Annotated in this window: 15 protein-coding genes; 4 read left to right on the plus strand and 11 right to left on the minus strand. The window is 59.8% G+C overall.

Annotated features, from left to right (window positions below; genetic code table 11):
* Positions 1-3,355: DUF6531 domain-containing protein (locus tag BFP90_RS05640; protein ID WP_065896198.1), on the minus strand; the 3,355-nt coding region annotated here is incomplete at its 3' end.
* 485 nt (positions 3,356-3,840) lie between these two features.
* Between BFP90_RS05640 and BFP90_RS05645 the strand changes: the two genes are divergently transcribed.
* Both BFP90_RS05645 and BFP90_RS05650 read left to right on the plus strand, forming a co-directional pair.
* Positions 3,841-4,605 (plus strand): type IV toxin-antitoxin system AbiEi family antitoxin, encoded by a 765-nt coding sequence (locus BFP90_RS05645; RefSeq protein ID WP_065896199.1) that lies wholly within the window; start codon positions 3,841-3,843, stop codon positions 4,603-4,605.
* Positions 4,595-5,518, plus strand: a complete 924-nt coding sequence (locus tag BFP90_RS05650) for a nucleotidyl transferase AbiEii/AbiGii toxin family protein (protein ID WP_065896200.1) — start codon at positions 4,595-4,597, stop codon at positions 5,516-5,518. Before BFP90_RS05645 ends, BFP90_RS05650 begins: the two co-directional genes overlap by 11 nt.
* 55 nt (positions 5,519-5,573) lie before the next feature.
* Here BFP90_RS05650 and ycaC read toward each other — a convergent pair whose 3' ends face one another.
* Positions 5,574-6,206: an isochorismate family cysteine hydrolase YcaC gene (gene ycaC / locus BFP90_RS05655; protein ID WP_057724871.1), complete on the minus strand. Its 633-nt coding sequence runs from the start codon at positions 6,204-6,206 to the stop codon at positions 5,574-5,576.
* A gap of 505 nt (positions 6,207-6,711) precedes the next feature.
* Here ycaC and BFP90_RS05660 point away from each other — a divergent pair.
* The gene (locus BFP90_RS05660; RefSeq protein WP_065895149.1) at positions 6,712-6,948 is read left to right on the plus strand and encodes a hypothetical protein; all 237 of its coding nucleotides are present in this window, start codon (positions 6,712-6,714) and stop codon (positions 6,946-6,948) included.
* A gap of 293 nt (positions 6,949-7,241) precedes the next feature.
* On the opposite strand, the gene BFP90_RS05665 is transcribed toward BFP90_RS05660, so the two are convergent.
* From BFP90_RS05665 to BFP90_RS05705, 9 genes are all read right to left on the minus strand, one after another.
* The gene (locus tag BFP90_RS05665; RefSeq protein WP_065896201.1) at positions 7,242-8,012 is read right to left on the minus strand and encodes a LexA family transcriptional regulator; all 771 of its coding nucleotides are present in this window, start codon (positions 8,010-8,012) and stop codon (positions 7,242-7,244) included.
* 211 nt (positions 8,013-8,223) lie between these two features.
* Positions 8,224-8,751, minus strand: coding sequence for an inorganic diphosphatase (gene ppa / locus BFP90_RS05670; protein ID WP_049711351.1), 528 nt, complete (start codon positions 8,749-8,751; stop codon positions 8,224-8,226).
* Between the two features lie 109 nt (positions 8,752-8,860).
* Positions 8,861-9,676 carry a M90 family metallopeptidase gene (locus BFP90_RS05675; RefSeq protein WP_065896202.1) on the minus strand — a complete coding sequence of 272 codons (816 nt, stop codon included), beginning with the start codon at positions 9,674-9,676 and terminating at the stop codon, positions 8,861-8,863.
* A 6-nt stretch (positions 9,677-9,682) separates the two neighbouring features.
* The gene (locus BFP90_RS05680; RefSeq protein ID WP_065886818.1) at positions 9,683-10,339 is read right to left on the minus strand and encodes a DedA family protein; all 657 of its coding nucleotides are present in this window, start codon (positions 10,337-10,339) and stop codon (positions 9,683-9,685) included.
* A gap of 302 nt (positions 10,340-10,641) precedes the next feature.
* The gene (locus BFP90_RS05685) at positions 10,642-11,100 is read right to left on the minus strand and encodes a GNAT family N-acetyltransferase (RefSeq protein WP_056861944.1); all 459 of its coding nucleotides are present in this window, start codon (positions 11,098-11,100) and stop codon (positions 10,642-10,644) included.
* A 91-nt stretch (positions 11,101-11,191) separates the two neighbouring features.
* Positions 11,192-12,025, minus strand: a complete 834-nt coding sequence (gene eutC, locus BFP90_RS05690) for an ethanolamine ammonia-lyase subunit EutC (RefSeq protein ID WP_065895151.1) — start codon at positions 12,023-12,025, stop codon at positions 11,192-11,194.
* Positions 12,022-13,416, minus strand: coding sequence for an ethanolamine ammonia-lyase subunit EutB (locus BFP90_RS05695; RefSeq protein ID WP_065895152.1), 1,395 nt, complete (start codon positions 13,414-13,416; stop codon positions 12,022-12,024). The genes eutC and BFP90_RS05695 overlap by 4 nt, the downstream gene beginning before the upstream one ends.
* A gap of 63 nt (positions 13,417-13,479) precedes the next feature.
* Positions 13,480-14,913 carry an ethanolamine permease gene (gene eat / locus BFP90_RS05700; RefSeq protein WP_065896203.1) on the minus strand — a complete coding sequence of 478 codons (1,434 nt, stop codon included), beginning with the start codon at positions 14,911-14,913 and terminating at the stop codon, positions 13,480-13,482.
* Between the two features lie 146 nt (positions 14,914-15,059).
* Positions 15,060-16,580, minus strand: coding sequence for an acetaldehyde dehydrogenase ExaC (locus BFP90_RS05705; RefSeq protein ID WP_065895154.1), 1,521 nt, complete (start codon positions 16,578-16,580; stop codon positions 15,060-15,062).
* Positions 16,581-16,849: 269 nt separating this feature from the next.
* Here BFP90_RS05705 and BFP90_RS05710 point away from each other — a divergent pair.
* Positions 16,850-17,764 (plus strand): sigma-54-dependent Fis family transcriptional regulator (locus tag BFP90_RS05710; protein WP_141688931.1); only part of this gene is annotated, 915 nt, incomplete at its 3' end.

Raw genomic sequence — 17,764 nt, forward strand, 5'->3', positions numbered from 1 at the left:
TGTCGTAGTCGTATTGGCGTTGGTAAAGGTGGTTTCCTTGCTGGGTGACGGCGTGGGCGTGCAGGCGGTTTTGGTCGTCGTAGTGGTAGTGGCTGAGCAGTTGGCCTTGTTGGCGTTGGTGTTCGCGGCCGGCGTGGAACAGGTGGGAGGTCAGCAGTGCGCCATTCAGCTCGACGGTGGCCAGGTGGCCGCCTTTGTCGTGGTTGAAGGTCAGACGGTTATTATCCGGCAGGCGTAAATGTTGAAGTTGCCCGCAGGCATCGTAGCCATAGCGCAAGGTGCCCCAGCCCTGGTGCTCAGCAGTGAGGCGGTTTTGTTTGTCGTACTCGTAGGCCAGCGCCCAGTGGCCGTCTTCGACGCTGAGGAGGTTGCCTTGGCGGTCGTAGGTGTAGTCGACCGTATTGCCATCGGGGAGGGTTTTTCTTACAAGACGACCGGCATGGTCGCGCTCGTATTGGGTAACAAGCTGACTACCGTCGTCGCCGTGTTCGGTCTTTTCCAGCAGGTTGCCGTTGAGGTCGTAGGCGTAGGCGGTGCGTTGGCCGTCGAAGCCGGTTTCCTGTCGGATCAGGCCGTTGGGGTGGTAGTCCAGTTGATGGGTTTCGCCAACTTCGTTTTCGATTTCAGTCAGCAAAAGGCGGGCATTGTCGTAGCGATACTTGACCTGGGTACCATCGGCGTTGATGCGGCGGCTGATCAGGTGCAGTCCGTCGGCGTATTCGTAGCGGGTGACGTGGCCGAGTTCATCGCGTTCGGCGATGATTTTTCCGTAGGGGTTGTAGCTGAATTCCCGCGTAGCGCCGTCCGGCAGTACCCAGCGAGTCAAGCGTCCTACCGCGTCCCATTGATACTGAGTCAGCGCGCCGTATTCATCCTCCCGCGCAACCTGCCGCCCCAGGTCGTCATATCGATAGCGCTTGATGCCACCGTTGGGCAGCTGTTCTTCAACAAGCTGCCCACGCTCATTCCACACCAGCCGATGACAACTGTGGTCGGGATACCAGACCCCGGTCAGTTGCCCTTGCTTGTCGTAGCTGTAGTCGGTCGCGTTGCCCTCCGGATCAATCCTGCGGATGACATCGCCTCGCTCATTACGCTCGTATTTCCAAACTGCCTCACCACGCCGCACGACCCGTACGAAACCATTGTCATGCTCGTAGGACGTCGGCTCATCCTCTCCCGGAAACAGCGCGACCAAGCGTCCGGCTTCGTCGTACTGATACGCCGTCACCGCGCCCAGCGGGTCCTGCTCGACGGTCAGTCGGCCCTTGTCGTCGTAGGATTTGAAATGCCGGGCACCGTCGGGATCGATGCGCTGTACCAGTCGCGCCCGGTCGTCATGCACGTACACTTCCTGGCTGCCATCGGCGTTGTGCACGTTGACGCTGCCGTCATCGCTCCATACATAGCGCGTGTCCATCTGCGAAAAACTGGCCCAGTGCCGGACACAGCGCGCGGCTTTACCAGACCTTTCCCACGCCCAAAAGAAACCCGCCCCACCGGCCAACTGCCGCTCAAGAATGACGTGCTGTTCGTCGTACCGATAAACCTCGCGTTCACCGACGGCATTGGTCGCCGACACCAGTCGTCCAGCATCGTCGTAGGCGTAGGAAACGACGTTCTGCTCGGTCACCCACACGAAGGGTTCATGGCCTTTGGCGCGATGAACCTGGTAGTCCACCGCCACAATCCGACCCAGCGCGTAGCGCAAGAGCAAAGAGCGCCCGGCACCGTTATCCAGTCGCTCAATACGCCCCAACCGATCCCGGAAAATGTGCAATCGGTTGGCATACGCATCGCTGATCGCCGTCAGCACGCCGTCGCAAAAGTGATAAAACCGGGAAGACTGGGCCAGTACTAACTCGTCGGGAACAGAGCCCAAATAAATCGCCGCTTCCGCCAGGCTGTTGGTAATCGCCGGCCGAGCCGCCGTCGGCAAGGGCAGGGTGGTCGAGCGATTCTCGTGGTCGGTCCACACCACCGAATCGCCCGACACAGAAAGCCTGTGCGCCAGCGCATGACTCCAGCCAAACCCCAACCCGCAATCCACTTCCACCGCACTGGTGCGGTACAAGCGCGTCCACTCGAACGGCAAGATCCCATCCAGCGCGCCGTCGGTCAGGGTCAGCAGTTCCTCGCCGGTGACCATCGACACCGGGCAACCGTGGGTAACGGTCTTGTCCGCAGAAGCCGCTGCATCGCCCTTCGGATTCGAAGCCACGGCAGACACATCATCTACATGCTCTTTCTGCCGCAGCACCGCGTTCTGCCGAGCCTTCCAGCGCATCTGTAGGGTGCCCTGCTTCAGCCCACCGACCACCCCTCGAACCGCCACCGCTTTATAGCGATCCACCGCCTGCATAAACTTGGTCAGAATCGCCAGCATGCTCTGTATGAAGCCAACCGCAGCATCAACAATCCGAGCGCCATACTTGCCCAGCCGCAAGCTCAAATACGCCACACCCGCCGCCGGTAAGGCGATGGTCAGTACCGCGCCAATCACCAGGTCAATCAGCAGCGACACGATCAACCCTGCAGCCACTTGCGCGATCTGGCCCGGCGGCAATGCGTCCAGCCAGACCAACGCGGTGCGCACCAGAAGGAACAGTGCCGCCTCATCACTGGCCAGCAACATCGCGTGTTCCATGATTTTGGGGGCATCGCTGGCGATTTGCGCCAACTTGGCTGCTTGGGCTCCCAAGTGCTCTACGTACTGCAACGGATCTTCAAGGATCGACTGCACCAGCTTTATGCTGCCCCACACCTCACGGATCGCCGTCCAACTGCCTGCCAGTATGCCGCTGCCAATTGCACTGGCCGTGGATTGCTGCCAATGCGGCTTGAAGTCCTTCCACTGATCGCGCAGCCATTGCTCCAGATCTGCTGTCAGTCCGGCATAAGAGGCAAACAAGGCATCCACTTGCTGCGCTGAAACACCGCCTTGAACCCGAACTTGATAGCGCCCGCCGGCGGCGCAATAGTGCGAACCCTCGCCGTGTTCATCGAGCATGATCACGGCTGAACTGCCGTCATCCAGGCGGGTCACCTCAGCAGGGATGTCGCCAATCGGTACGTCATACAGCGACTCGAACCTGCTCTGGATCTTAAGCACGCCACCCACCGGGCAACGAGCCACAGTAGAAAAATCCGCGTCGGTATGGCTCACCGACTGCTGCGAATCCCCGGCCCGCAACACCCGGTCCATCCCCAGCAACGACGGCATATCCGCAGCATGGCTCACCGAATCCAGTGCTCGGGAATACCAGGCACCCATTTGCTGGCGATAAATCGTCAGGCTCTGATGGAAAGTATCCAGCTCATATTCGATCGAGGTGATGTGGGCAGCGTGGGTCATCCATGACGTCTCGGCAGAAGGCAAGGCGTCGGAGTCTGCCGCAGCGAAAGGCGGCTGGATGAGCGGTTTGAAAAATCAGATTGCGCTTACAAAAGGCGGGCAATTTTCGATGTCGACGTGTGCCCCCGGATCACTTCAGATAGCGACGCTGCTGATTGACGAACAGTGCCTTGAGCGCATTTCAGCTGGGTTTCAAACGCATTCAAACCGGCTTACATCCGCTGCAACTCGGCGATTTGCGCGGCTAATGTTGAGGCGGTTGTAGATTGGAGTGTTCATGGTTGAATCCTTTTTTATTTGGGTTGGTTGGGCGTTGTGTTCAACATGGGCACAGATTAATGGGTGGTTGATGGAGGATAAATCGGGGTGGAGGGAGTCTTACTGCCTACTATTAGGTGACAATAAAAGGCGGAGAAAGTGATCCCCGAAGCGGCATCATGGTTTAATATTCATCCTATAAATACCCTTATAGGGATATATTTTTCATGAAAATAAACCGTCTTCTCGCAGATTGGCCGTCGGGCACGATCGTCACTCAGGCATGGCTTCACGAGCAGGGAGTCGGCCCCAACCTCATTCAGAAATATCAGCAAACAGGCTGGGTTGAGCGTGTGGGTCATGGTGCCTGGAAACGCACCGGCGACAGTATCGACTGGCACGGCGGTATTTTCGCATTGCAACAGGGTGCAACGATGCAGACCTGGCCGGGCGGCGCGACGGCGTTGAGCCTGGCCGGTTACAGCCATTACCTGACGTTTGGAAAAGAAACCGTTGATTTATTTGGCACTTCAGGCGCCGTTCTTCCCGGTTGGTTTCGCAAGCATGAATGGGAAGCGCAGATTAACTTCCATCCGGGCGCGCTCTTCACAGGGCTGGAAGATATGGCGTTACAAGTTTTCCAAATACCTTACCGCCAATTCGCGCTAAAAATCTCCACCCCGGAACGTGCGGTGCTCGAGCTTATTCACCAAAGCGCCGACGAGATGCTGTTCAGCGGTGTAGCCGATGTGATGAACGGTCTTACCACGTTGAGCCCCAGGCGCCTGCAGAAGCTGCTTGAAGCGTGCAACTCCATCCGCGTCAAACGTGTGTTCTTTGTGCTGGCGCGCAATGCGGCTCATACCTGGTACGAGCGAATAGACCGTTCCAGCATTGATCCAGGCAAGGGCAAGCGGCAAATCATCCGGGGCGGTCGACTCGATAAAGAGTTCCTTATTACCGTTCCGGAGCGTTTTGCCAATGCCACTTGATCCACGTTATGCCGCTCAGGTTCGTCTGCTGGTGCAGGTCATTCCTTACGTGGCGGCAGAACGATGTTTCGCGCTGAAGGGAGGCACGGCGATTAACCTGTTCGTACGTGACCTGCCTCGATTGTCGGTGGATATAGACCTGGCGTATCTGCCCAGCGCTGATCGTCAGCAGGCATTGGTCGACGCTCGCCAGGCCCTGGAGCGGATTACCGAGGCGATAGGGCGGGGCCTTCCCGGAGCCGTCGCCACCATTCAAGGAAATCGAGACGATGAGCTTCGGATTCTCGTAAGGAACGCCCAGGCCCAAATCAAGATTGAAGTTTCGCCAGTGCTGCGCGGCACCGTCCATCCACCGTTGGCGCGTGACGTAGTGCCGCTGGTTGAGGAAGCGTTCGGATTCGCTTCGGTGGCCGTGGTGTCCCTGCCAGACCTGTATGGCGGCAAAATCTGCGATGCACTGGATCGGCAACATCCCAGAGACCTTTTCGACGTGATGTGGATGCTTCGGGAGCAAGGGCTGACACGTGAAATCTTCGAGGGCTTTCTGGTGTATCTGATCAGCCACAGCCGGCCCATGGCTGAATTGCTTGCGCCCCGCTGGAAGCCATTAGCGGGCGCGTTTCAGGCTGAATTCGCCGGCATGACGCGAGAGCCCGTCACACTTGACCAGTTGGAAGCGACCAGAGAGGCGTTGTTAGCCGCGACCCGCCAACAATTCAGTGAGCAGGATGCCGCCTTCCTGATCTCGATCAAACAGGGAAAGCCGGACTGGACGACGCTGAACCTGCCGGGAATAGATCGTTTGCCTGCCGTGCAATGGAAATTGCATAACGTCAGGCAAATACCTGCTGCAAAACGGGCGGAAGCCGTGGCGAAGCTGGAAGTGGTGATTGAGCAATTGTTGGCAGGGTAGGCATGACGTGAAAAAGCCCGCTTTCATAGCAGGCTTTTCTTAACGCTGGGTTTACTTATTTCTGCTGCGCCGTCAACGCCGCATACCCATTCATCAAATTGCGATAGTTGGGAATACGCTGGGACAACAGATTCCCCAGCCCTTCGATATCGTTGCGCCAGTCGCGGTGCAGCTCACACGCCACCGAAAACCAGTTCATCAACTGCGCACCGGCCTGGGTCATTCGGCTCCACGCCGCCTGCTGCACCGTGGTATTGAACGTGCCCGACGCATCCGTCACCACAAACACCTCGAATCCTTCCGCCAGCGCCGACAAGGTCGGAAACGCCACGCACACATCCGTTACTACACCGGCAATGATGATCTGCTTACGCCCGGTGGCCTTGATCGCCTTGACGAAGTCTTCGTTGTCCCACGCATTGATCTGGCCTGGGCGAGCGATATACGGCGCGTCCGGGAACATCTCCTTCAACTCCGGCACCAGCGGGCCGTTGGGGCCTTGTTCGAAGCTGGTGGTGAGGATGGTCGGCAGGTTGAAGAACTTGGCCAGGTCGGCCAGGGCCAGTACGTTGTTCTTGAACTCGTTGGGGGAGAAGTCCTGCACCAGGGAGATCAGGCCGGTCTGGTGGTCGACCAGCAGTACGATGGCGTCGTCTTTATTGAGGCGGTTGTAGGTTGGAGTGCTCATGGTTGAATCCTTTTTTGTTTAGGTTGGTTGGGCGTTGTGTTCAACATGGGCACAGATTAATGGGTGGTTGATGAGGGATAAATCGGCTGTGATGAGTCTTACTGTCAACTTGAACAGGACGATGGTTAGTGCAGCAGTCTGTTGCACAAAATCAATGTGAAGAGCGATGGGGGATTTGACTTTGAATGGCCAGCAGGTCCTATCCCTTTCATTTGCAGGACGTTTCCGAGAGAATCCCAACCGCATTGCGCCAGCGGGAATGGGTGACTAGGCTGCGGATTGTCACTGCACATTCAGTGACCGGGTTTAGTCGCCCGGATTCGATTGGCGCATAAGCAGTTCATGAGTCAGGCATCTCTTCGCCTGCATCTTATGGTGGCTGTGCGCAGGGCACCTCCGGGTGCGCCGGGTTACCAATCGACCGGTCGACTAACCTGCGTACAGCTGCCGCCTTTTGTTTAGTCGCGGAAAGTGGCAGCTCCAAATTATCGATTGGAGTTTTGCTATGGATAACGTTTGTTCGGATTTACCGTCATCAGCTGTGACCAATCCGTTTACCGTCAATGAAGAACTGAGCTTCGAGGACGCCTGGGTGCAGGTGGCTGAGCTGCTGCATTGTGCGCTGGCCACGTCGCAGGTGCTCGGCGAGCCAGTGGCTGCCCCGCAAAGGGCGGTGATGCATTTGGTGGAGATGGCCAGAATGGTGGCCGATCGGGCTGTGGCGTGTTTGCAGGCCCCATGACGCGCAAGGCCGGCAAGTCGCTGAGCGGCCTCTTTTGATCATTCAATTGTCCAGCGGCTGTTGGACAATTGAGCCGAGATTGGCGGGCATTAAAAAGCCGGCTTATGGCCGGCTTCTCTGTGACTGCCTCAGCTTGTTTTTGACAAACCTCACCAGCCTTCAAATCGCTCAGCCCACGTTGCGTCGGGCTGAATAGTAGGGGCATCTGCGGGAACTCCTCCGCGTCGCCTGGCAGGGCAACAGCTTAAAACCATCCCCTGCCAAATGTGCGGCGCATGATACCCACATTCACCTCAGTTGCCCACCTCCGGTTCCGGTTCAGCGCCTTCCCAGCCCAGCAGGTGGTCATCCAGCGGGACGGGTGGGCGGCGGTTGTTGAGGGTGGACCACCAGAATACCCAGCCGACGATTTGGAAGTTCTGCTCGAAGCGTTCGTCGTAGGTGAGGTATTCGTCCGGGTGTTCGCCGGCGTTGTGGCTGCGCATGCGCAAGCCTCCGCCTGGGCGGTTGTAGAGGTATTTGATGCGCAGCATGCCGTCGTGTTCGACGGCGTAGATTTCGCCATCGATGATTCGGGTGCGGCCTCGGTCGATGGCGAGGGTGGCGCCTTGCTGGATGATGTCGATCATGCTGTTGTCGACCATGTAGGCGCCCACGGCTCGGTCGGGTTTTACGTTGAGGGTCTGGAGGGTGTGTTGGGTGACGCGGATGCGTTCGGTTGAGGTGAATGTGGGGTGGAGGGGGATTTCCACGTCGTTGTTTTCCGGGCGGCAGGCGGGGCCTGTGAGGTATTTGCCGATATCTTCGCGGGCGGGTGCAATCCTTGCGGTGGGGGCTTCCAACAGGTAGTTGGCGGGCGGGTGTTTGGGGCCGCGGCCGTCGCTTAGCCAGCGACTGGAGACGCACAGCAGTTCTGCGATCTCGTTGAGTCGGCCCATGGGGACGCCGCGTTTGAACCAGTTGTTCACGTGCTGAGGCGTGACGCCGCGGTTCTTGGCGAAGTCGGAGGCGGAAAGATGAACTTCCCGTAGTAGCGCTTTTAAACGATCACCTGATGTATTCATGAACACAGAGTTTACTGGCCGGGAAAACCATTCAAATAAACCATGCGTTGATTTGCGCGTGTAGGTTTTTGCTTAGTTGTAGCTTTATTCTTCAGGGTTGCTGGTTAGTTGAACGTCTAAACTTAAGCGCTGAACTTGATGTTTATTTTCCCCACAAAAAAGCCCCGAATAATCGGGGCTTTTTGATTGCCGTGGCAATGAGGCGCGGGTATCAGCCTTTGTAGGCGGCCACCGACTTCATGATCTCGGCGCGGGCGGCTTCTGCGTCGCCCCAACCGTCGATCTTCACCCATTTGCCTTTTTCGAGGTCTTTGTAGTTCTCGAAGAAGTGCTTGATTTGTTCCAGCAGCAGGGGCGGCAGGTCAGTGTATTCCTTCACGTCGACGTACAGCTGGGACAGCTTGTCGTGTGGCACTGCGATGACTTTGGCATCGCCGCCGCCGTCGTCGGTCATGTTCAGGATGCCGACCGGACGGGCGCGGATGACCGAGCCTGGGGTGACCGGGTAAGGGGTCACGACCAGCACGTCGAGGGGGTCGCCGTCGTCGGCCAGGGTGTTGGGGATGAAACCGTAGTTGGCCGGGTAGAACATCGGGGTGGCCATGAAACGGTCAACGAACAGGCAGTCGCTGTCTTTGTCGATTTCGTATTTGATCGGCGCGTGGTTGGCCGGAATTTCGATGGCGACGTAGATGTCGTTCGGCAGGTCTTTGCCAGCCGGAATCTTGCTGTAGCTCATTGGGCGTTGCCCCCGTTAGTTGGCCATGTGACATGGCCGGATTGGCCTAAAAGTGGCGGCGATTATAGGCATATTCTGACGCCGATGCCATGCGCCAAGCGTCGTACGGTCATTCGCCCTGCGGCTGGTAGCGCGGGTCGCGGGCTTGCAGTTGGGTCAGGCGGGCCAGGGGATCCTGGCGGTAAAAGCGGCTGAGTTGGGCGTACACCTGTGGATAACTATTGACCAGCAAGTCCGGGGCACTGAAGAAATATTCGCTGGTGACGGCGAAGAATTCCGCCGGGTTTTCGGCGGCGTAGGGGTCGATCTCGGTTTCAGCGTCGGGGTTGGCGTCCAGTTGGCGATTGAGATCGTCAAAGGCGCTCTGCATCACGCCGGCCCAGTCCTGCACGCGCATGTCGTTGTGCAGCGGTGGCAGGCCGTTGGCGTCGCCGTTGAGCATGTCCAGTTTGTGCGCCAGCTCGTGGATGACCAGGTTGTAGCCTTCCCATTGGCCGCTGGCCATTACCCCGGGCCAGGCGAGTATGACCGGGCCCAGCTGCCAGGCTTCGCCGCTGTGTTCGCCGTCCCACTCGTGTTCCACGCCGCTGGCATCGCGATGGCGCTGCGGGCTGAGAAAGTCGTCGGGGTACAGCACGATTTCATGGAAGCCCTGATACCAGTCGAGGTCGCCCAGGTTCATCAGCGGCAGTTGTGCCTGGGCGGCGAGCAGCAGGCGTTGTTCCTGGTGCAGTTCGACGCCGGGCAGGGCGGTGAGGTGTTTTTCGGCGAGGAACAGCACACAGGCTTCGCGCAGCCACTGGTCTTGCTCGGCTGTGAGGCCGTCGAGGAAGGTCAGGTGGTGGCGCACCCGCTGCCAGGTGTCATCGGCAATCGGGTGCTTGGCCAGCAGGCGCCGGCGACGCCAGGCGCTGAGGGACCACACGGGCGATCAGTGTGGTTTGGCTTCGGAGGAGGTGCGGCCAAAGCGGCTGCGCACCACGCCGATGATCATCGGCACCAGGGACAGCAGGATGATGAACACGACGAGCAACGACAGGTTCTTCTTGATGAACGGCACGTTGCCGAAGAAGTAGCCCAGGGTCACCAGGCCACCGACCCAGAGAATGGTGCCGAGCACGCTGAACCCGAAGAAGCGCGGGTAGGGCATTTTCGCGATGCCGGCGACGAACGGCGCGAAGGTGCGCAGGATCGGCAGGAAGCGCGCCAGGGTCACGGTTTTGCCGCCGTGCTTGTCGTAGAAGTCGTGGGTTTTTTGCAGGTAGTCGCGACGGAAGATTTTCGAGTTCGGGTTGCTGAACAAGCGTTCGCCCACCGTTCGCCCGATCACGTAGTTGGTGCTGTCGCCGAGGATGGCCGCCAGCATCAGCAGGCCGCCCAGCAATACCGGGTCCATGCCGCCGCCTGCGGCCACGGCACCGGCGATGAACAGCAACGAATCGCCCGGCAAAAACGGCATGACCACCAGGCCGGTCTCGCAGAAAATCACCAGGAACAGAATGGCGTAGATCCACGGACCGTAATTGGTTACCAGCATGTCGAGGTAAACATCGAGATGCAGGATAAGGTCAAGCGGGTTGAAATCCATGGATGGCACCTGTGTGAATGGCCCGGCTCAGCAGGCCAGTGCGGGAACGACGGGAAATAAGGCTACACGTGTATGTCGAGATTCTTACAACCCTGAGAGGTGCGCATTATACGGATTGAATAGTGAAAAGCGTGTGGCTTTTGTAGCGGGGAGTGTCGTGAAATTGTGAAGCGGTGGGGCTCGATTTGAAAATGTGGGAGGGGGCTTGCTCCCGATGGCGGTGGGGCAGGGATAGATTCGTTAACTGACACTCCGCCATCGGGGGCAAGCCCCCTCCCACAGGGGATTTTGGTGTTTGAGGGTCAGTCCTCGCTGATCGGCAGCACGTAGTTCTTGAATTCGGTGTCTTCGCGAAAACCGATGGACTCGTAGGTCTTCTGCGCCACGTCATTATCGCTGCTGGTCGATACCCGCAGCCGCACCGCGTGGGTTTCCTTGGCCATTTTCTTCGCTGTGCGCATCAGGTTATCGGCGACCAGTTGCCGGCGCGCGTCCTCTGCCACATAGATGTCGTTGAGGATCCACACCCGTTTGAGCGACAGCGAAGAGAAGCTTGGATAGAGCTGGCAGAACCCCAGCAGCCGCTTGTCATCATCATCGGCCAGTGCCAGGTAGATCACCGATTCCTTGCGGCGCAGGCGCTTTTCCAGGAAGGCCCGCGACGAGTCCGGGAACGGCAGGGCCCCATAGAACTCGCGGTATTTGACGAACAGCGGGGTGAGCAGGTCCAGGTGTTCCAGGGTCGCTTGAGTAATCCGCATGCCAGGCCTCAACTTCCAAATGGGTATGACCACGCGCGCGGTCGTCGCTTGATGCTGCCTAAAGCCACGAAAAAGCGCAATCGTGCGGCGATCAGTCTACGGGTGGGCTGAGCAGGAAATTGCCCTTCATCAAGTCCGGGTCATCTGATTCAATCGTCTGCAACTGCGCCTCGTCCTTGAGATTGACCCCGGACAATTGCCGGCGGCAGGCCTCGCGCATCAGGTACAGCAGGCGATGGGCCGCCATGCCGTAACTCAGGCCTTCCAGGCGCACATTGGAGATGCAGTTGCGGTAGGCGTCGGTGAGGCCGACCTTGGGGTTGTAAGTGAAATACAGCCCCAGGCTGTCCGGCGAACTGAGCCCCGGCCGTTCGCCGATCAGGATCACCACCATTTTGGCGCCGAGCAGTTGCCCGATCTCGTCGGCCACTGCCACACGGCCCTGCTCTACCAGGATCACCGGTGACAAGGACCAGCCTTCAGCGTGGGTCTGTTCTTCCAGACGTGTCAGAAAGGGCGCGGTGTGTTTATGCACGGCCAGCGCCGACAGGCCATCGGCTACTACGATCGCCAGGTCCATCCCATTCGGATGGGCTGCCGCATAGTCGCGCAGGGTCTGGGCCGATTCATCACTCAAGCGGCGTCCAAGATCGGGGCGTTGCAGGTAGGTATGCCGGTCGGTGGCGGCGCTGTGCAGCAACAGGCTGTCGCGGCCGCGTTCGGCACATTGGCGGCTCAGCGCTTCATGATCGAAGGGCAGGTGCACCGCGTCTCGCGCCTGGGCGTGGGCGAACTGGAAGTCCAGTTGGGCGTTGGTCGGAATGCTGGTGCCGGTGCGGCCCAGGGCAATGCGGGCCGGGGTCAGGCGGCGCAGTTGCAGCCATGGGTTGTCAGGCAATTCTGGTTGCACGGTCGGCTCCTTCATCCCAATTGCGCCAGAGCGTGGCGAAACGCCGGTGGCAGGCTGTTACCAAAGTGCACCTTGCCACCTTTCTGCGTAAAGATGCCCATTTTCGCCAGCCATTGTTCGAACTCCGGCGCCGGTTTCAATCCCAGTGTCTGGCGCGCGTACAGCGCGTCGTGGAATGAGGTGGTCTGGTAATTGAGCATGATGTCGTCGGAGCCGGGGATGCCCATGATGAAATTGATCCCGGCCACGCCGAGCAGGGTCAGCAGGGTGTCCATGTCGTCCTGGTCGGCTTCGGCGTGGTTGGTGTAGCAGATGTCGCAACCCATCGGCACGCCGAGCAACTTGCCGCAGAAGTGGTCTTCGAGACCGGCGCGGATGATCTGTTTACCGTTGTACAGGTACTCGGGGCCGATAAAGCCGACCACGGTGTTGACCAGAAACGGTTTGAAGTGCCGCGCCACCGCGTAGGCGCGGGTTTCACAGGTTTGCTGGTCGACGCCAAAATGCGCGTTGGCCGACAAGGCGCTGCCCTGGCCGGTTTCGAAATACATCAGGTTCTGGCCCAGGGTGCCGCGATTGAGGCTCAGGCCCGCGTCGTAACCTTCCTGCAGCAGGCTCAGGCTGATGCCGAAGCTGGCGTTGGCCGCCTCGGTGCCGGCGATCGACTGGAACACCAGGTCCAGCGGCACGCCACGGTTGATCGCCTCGATGGAGGTGGTGACGTGGGTCAGCACGCAGGCCTGGGTGGGAATGTCGTAGCGCTGGATGATGGCGTCGAGCATCTCCAGCATGGCGCAGATCGAGGCGATGCTGTCGGTGGCCGGGTTGATGCCGATCATCGCGTCGCCGTTGCCGTAGAGCAGGCCGTCGAGAATGCTGGCGGCGATGCCCGCCGGTTCGTCGGTGGGGTGGTTGGGCTGCAGGCGCGTGGACAGCCGCCCGCGCAGGCCGAGGGTGCCGCGAAACCGGGTGACCACGCGGATCTTCTGCGCCACCAGTACCAGGTCCTGCACGCGCATGATTTTGGACACGGCGGCGGCCATTTCCGGTGTCAGCCCCGGTGCCAATAAACGCAGGGACTGTTCGTCAGCCGCGTCGCTGAGCAGCCAGTCGCGCAGGCCGCCGACGGTGAGGTGGCTGACCGGTGCAAACGCCTGTTTATCGTGGGTGTCGATGATCAATCGGGTGACTTCATCGCTCTCGTAAGGAATCAGCGCCTCCTGCAGGAAGTGCTTGAGCGGGATATTCGCCAGCGCCATCTGCGCGGCCACCCGTTCGCCGTCATTTTGTGCGGCAACACCGGCGAGGAAATCCCCGGAACGCGCCGGGCTGGCCTTGGCCATCACATCCTTGAGGCTGTCGAAGCGGTAGGTGTGTGCACCCACCGCGTGGGAAAAGCTTGCCATACAGTGTCTCCTGAATGACGCGGGCGGACCTGGAAACGCCGCCCGCGTCGAGGTTTTCGGCAATCAGTGCAAGGCGGCCTCTGCGGCCTGGATCGCCGCAAACTCTTCTTCCGGCGTGCCTGCTACCAAGTGATGCCGGCTGTAGAAAGCAAAGTAAGCAATTAATACTCCATAGATGATCGCAGCGCCAATCACCACCCGTGGATCCACCAGAAAGCCCGCCACCACGGCCACGCAGGCCAGCACCAGTGCCACGCCCGAGGTGAAGATGCCGCCCGGCGTGCGGTACGGGCGATCCATTTTGGGGCGACGGATGCGCAGGGTGATGTGGGCGGCCATCATCAACACATAGGAAATGGTCGCGCCGAACACCGCCACCAGAATCAGCAGATCGCCCTGGCCGGTCAGCGACAGGCCAAAGCCGATCATCCCGGGAATCACCAACGCCAGTACCGGTGCCTTGCTCTTGTTGGTCTGGGACAGCTTGCGCGGCAGGTAGCCAGCACGGGACAAGGCGAATATCTGCCGCGAATAGGCATAGATGATCGAGAAAAAGCTGGCGATCAAGCCGGCCAGGCCCACCAGGTTGACGAAGCTGCCCATCCAGGTCGAACCGCCGTAGGCCAATGCCAGGGCTTCCACCAGCGGGTTGCCGGATTTGATCAGCGCGTAAGTGCCCGCACCGCCGGGCGCGATCACCAGGATCAACAGGGCAAAACTGGTCAGCACCACAATCGCGCCGATCAGCCCGCGTGGCAGGTCGCGCTTGGGGTTCTTGGTTTCTTCCGCAGCCAGTGGCACGCCCTCTACCGCGAGGAAAAACCAGATCGCATAGGGGATCGCCGCCCACACGCCAACGTAGCCGAACGGCAGGAAGCTGCTGGCGCCCTTGGCATCGCTCAGCGGGATATCCAGCAGATTGGCGACGTTGAAGTGCGGCACCATCGCTACCAGGAACACGCCCAGCGCGATGGCCGCGATGGCGGTAATCACGAACATCAACTTCAACGCTTCACCGACGCCAAAGATGTGGATGCCGATAAAGATGATGTAGAACGCCAAATAGATCATCCAGCCGCCAATACCGAACAGCGACTCGCAATACGCGCCGATAAATACCGCGATGGCGGCGGGGGCGATGGCGTATTCGATCAGGATCGCCGTGCCCGTCAGGAACCCGCCCCAGGGGCCGAACGCGCTGCGGGCAAAGCCGTAGCCACCGCCGGCGGTGGGGATCATTGAGGACAGTTCGGCCAGGGAAAAGCACATGCACAGGTACATGGTGGCCATCAGCAGTGTGGCGAGGAACATCCCGCCCCAACCGCCCTGGGCCAGGCCGAAGTTCCAGCCGGCGTAGTCGCCGGAGATGACATAGGCGACACCGAGGCCAACCAATAACACCCAGCCGGCGGCGCCTTTTTTAAGTTCGCGTTGTTGGAAGTATTGGGAGTCGACTTTTTCGAAGTCGACGGAAGAATTTGTGGGTTCGCTGGGCATGGGAAATACCTTTCATTCTTATTGTTTTAACTCGGCCTCTGTGTGCCGAATGCGCATCGCAAATACTTATGCAGATCCAAAATGTGGGAGGGGGCAACCCCCCTCCCACCTTTGATTGCATTGCAAAGGTGGGAGGGTGTTGTGGGTTAGAAGAAACCCAGCGGATTAATGTCGTAGCTCACCAGCAAGTTTTTGGTCTGCTGGTAGTGATCCAACATCATCTTGTGCGTCTCGCGCCCTACGCCGGATTTTTTGTAACCGCCAAACGCGGCATGGGCCGGGTACAGGTGGTAGCAGTTGGTCCACACGCGGCCGGCCTTGATCGCGCGGCCCATGCGGTAGGCGCGGTTGATGTCGCGGGTCCACAGGCCGGCGCCCAGGCCGAACTCGGTGTCGTTGGCAATCGCCAGGGCTTCGGCTTCGTCCTTGAAGGTGGTGATGCTCACCACCGGGCCGAAAATTTCTTCCTGGAACACGCGCATTTCGTTGGTGCCCTTGAGCAGGGTCGGCTGGATGTAATAGCCGGTAGCCAGGTCACCGCTGAGCTTCTCCACCTTGCCGCCGGTGAGCAGTTGCGCGCCTTCGCCCTTGGCGATTTCCAGGTAGGACAGGATCTTGTCGAACTGCTGCTCGGACGCCTGGGCGCCGACCATGGTGTCGGTGTCCAGCGGGTCGCCCCGTTTGATCGACTCGACTTTCTTCATGACCACTTTCATGAAGTCGTCGTAGATCGACTCTTCCACCAGCGCGCGGGATGGGCAGGTGCACACTTCGCCCTGGTTGAAGAACGCCAGCACCAGGCCTTCGGCGGCTTTTTCGATGAATTGCGGTTCGGCTTTCATGATGTCGGCGAAGAAAATGTTCGGCGACTTGCCGCCCAGCTCAACCGTGGACGGAATGATGTTCTCGGCCGCCGCATGCATGATGTGCGAACCCACTGGCGTTGAGCCGGTGAACGCGATCTTGGCGATGCGCTTGCTGGTGGCCAGGGCTTCGCCAGCTTCTTTGCCGAAGCCGTGCACGACGTTGAGTACACCGGGCGGCAGCAGGTCGCCGATCAGTTCCATCAGCACGTTGATGCCCAGCGGCGTTTGCTCGGCCGGCTTGAGCACTACGCAGTTACCGGCGGCCAGGGCCGGGGCGAGTTTCCAGGCGGCCATCAGCAAGGGGAAGTTCCACGGGATGATCTGGCCGACCACGCCCAGCGGCTCGTGGAAGTGATAGGCAGCGGTGAGTTCGTTGATTTCGGCGCTGCTGCCTTCCTGGGCGCGAATGCAACCGGCGAAGTAGCGAAAGTGGTCGGCGGCCAGCGGGATGTCGGCGTTGAGGGTTTCGCGCACGGCCTTGCCGTTGTCCCAGGTTTCGGTGATGGCCAACAGTTCGAGGTTCTGTTCGATGCGGTCGGCGATTTTCAGCAGTACCAGCGAGCGGTCCTGGGCGCTGGTTTTGCCCCAGGCGTCAGCGGCGGCATGGGCGGCGTCCAGCGCCTTGTCGATGTCCTTGGCGGTGGAGCGCGGGAAGTCTGCGATGGGCTTGCCGTTGACCGGCGAAGTGTTGGTGAAGTAATTGCCATCGACCGGCGCAACGAATTCGCCACCGATGTAGTTGCCGTACTTGGCCTTGAACGAAACGATGGCGCCTTCAGTACCGGGGTGTGCATAACGCATGGTGGGCATCTCCTGCTTTTATGTTTATCGGAGTCAGCGCGGCAAGCGCTTTATAAAGCGTAGAGCAAAGGTCGGGCCACTGGGTGCGGGCCAGGTAAATCAAGGGTTTGGTTTTGTTTACACGGCATGACTGTGGCCGGATCGATACAGGCGGGTGACAGTGTGTGCCATAAACGGTACAGCCAGTGACCGATGGGTCGGCTCGGGATTGCAATGGCCGGGTGCCTGGGGGATGCTGGGCGTTCTCACGCAGGGAGAATAATAAGAACATGCACAACGATCATTTCAGTCGCCATGCCCAGCAGGTTCTCACCGTCACCCGTGGGCAAGAGCCGCCTCACGGACCGGGCAGCGACCCGTCCATCGCCCGCTCCTGGTTGCGTTGCCTGGAGGACTACCACCTCGACCCTGCGCTGACCGTCGCCCCCACCGTGCTTGAGCATGACCGCTTGCTGGAAAGCCGCGAACGCCTGCGCCAGGTCTTGCACATCGCCGGCACCGAAATGAACAGCCTGCACCAGCAGCTCTCGGGCGCGGGCCACGCCGTGCTGCTCACCGATGCGCGCGGGGTGATCCTCAACTGCGTCACCGCGCCCTCCGAACGCAGGATTTTCGAGCGCGCCGGGCTGTGGCTGGGCGCTGATTGGAGCGAAGCCTGCGAAGGCACCAATGGCATCGGCACCTGCCTGGTCGAGCGCCAATCCCTGACCATCCACCGTGACGAGCACTTTCGCGGTCGCCATACCGGGCTGACCTGTTCGGCGAGCCCGGTGTTCGACCCCCATGGTGAGTTGCTGGCGGTATTGGATGTGTCGTCGGCCCGCGAAGCCGTGTCGCGCCAGAGTCAGTTCCACACCATGGCGCTGGTCAACCTGTCGGCCAAGATGATTGAAAGCTGCTACTTTTTGCGCCACTTCGAACAGCACTGGTTGTTGCGCTTTCATCTGCAGGCGGAGTCGGTCGGGTTGTTCAGTGAAGGGCTGTTGGCGTTTGATGGCGAAGGGCGCATCTGTGCGCTCAACCAGAGCGCACTGAACCTGTTGGGGCAGTTGCGTGGCGGCTTGTTGGGCCAGCCGGTGGAAGCGGTTTTCGACTGTTCCCTGGATCAGTTGCTGGGGCGCGCCAGCGCCAACCCCACGGCCGGCTGGCCGTTGCGTACCCGCGATGGCCGCCAGTTGTTCGCG

The organism is Pseudomonas sp. 24 E 13, from assembly GCF_900004715.1.
Taxonomy (GTDB): domain Bacteria; phylum Pseudomonadota; class Gammaproteobacteria; order Pseudomonadales; family Pseudomonadaceae; genus Aquipseudomonas; species Aquipseudomonas orientalis_A.

Bases quoted from the DNA above. Each gene is read 5' to 3' on its own strand.
- BFP90_RS05645 (WP_065896199.1), top strand. From the start codon at position 3,841: ATGAAAATAAACCGTCTTCTCGCAGATTGGCCGTCGGGCACGATCGTC.
- BFP90_RS05650 (WP_065896200.1), top strand. From the start codon at position 4,595: ATGCCACTTGATCCACGTTATGCCGCTCAGGTTCGTCTGCTGGTGCAG.
- ycaC (WP_057724871.1), bottom strand. From the start codon at position 6,206: ATGAGCACTCCAACCTACAACCGCCTCAATAAAGACGACGCCATCGTA.
- BFP90_RS05660 (WP_065895149.1), top strand. From the start codon at position 6,712: ATGGATAACGTTTGTTCGGATTTACCGTCATCAGCTGTGACCAATCCG.
- BFP90_RS05665 (WP_065896201.1), bottom strand. From the start codon at position 8,012: ATGAATACATCAGGTGATCGTTTAAAAGCGCTACTACGGGAAGTTCAT.
- ppa (WP_049711351.1), bottom strand. From the start codon at position 8,751: ATGAGCTACAGCAAGATTCCGGCTGGCAAAGACCTGCCGAACGACATC.
- BFP90_RS05680 (WP_065886818.1), bottom strand. From the start codon at position 10,339: ATGGATTTCAACCCGCTTGACCTTATCCTGCATCTCGATGTTTACCTC.
- BFP90_RS05685 (WP_056861944.1), bottom strand. From the start codon at position 11,100: ATGCGGATTACTCAAGCGACCCTGGAACACCTGGACCTGCTCACCCCG.
- eutC (WP_065895151.1), bottom strand. From the start codon at position 12,025: ATGAAGGAGCCGACCGTGCAACCAGAATTGCCTGACAACCCATGGCTG.
- BFP90_RS05695 (WP_065895152.1), bottom strand. From the start codon at position 13,416: ATGGCAAGCTTTTCCCACGCGGTGGGTGCACACACCTACCGCTTCGAC.
- eat (WP_065896203.1), bottom strand. From the start codon at position 14,913: ATGCCCAGCGAACCCACAAATTCTTCCGTCGACTTCGAAAAAGTCGAC.
- BFP90_RS05705 (WP_065895154.1), bottom strand. From the start codon at position 16,580: ATGCGTTATGCACACCCCGGTACTGAAGGCGCCATCGTTTCGTTCAAG.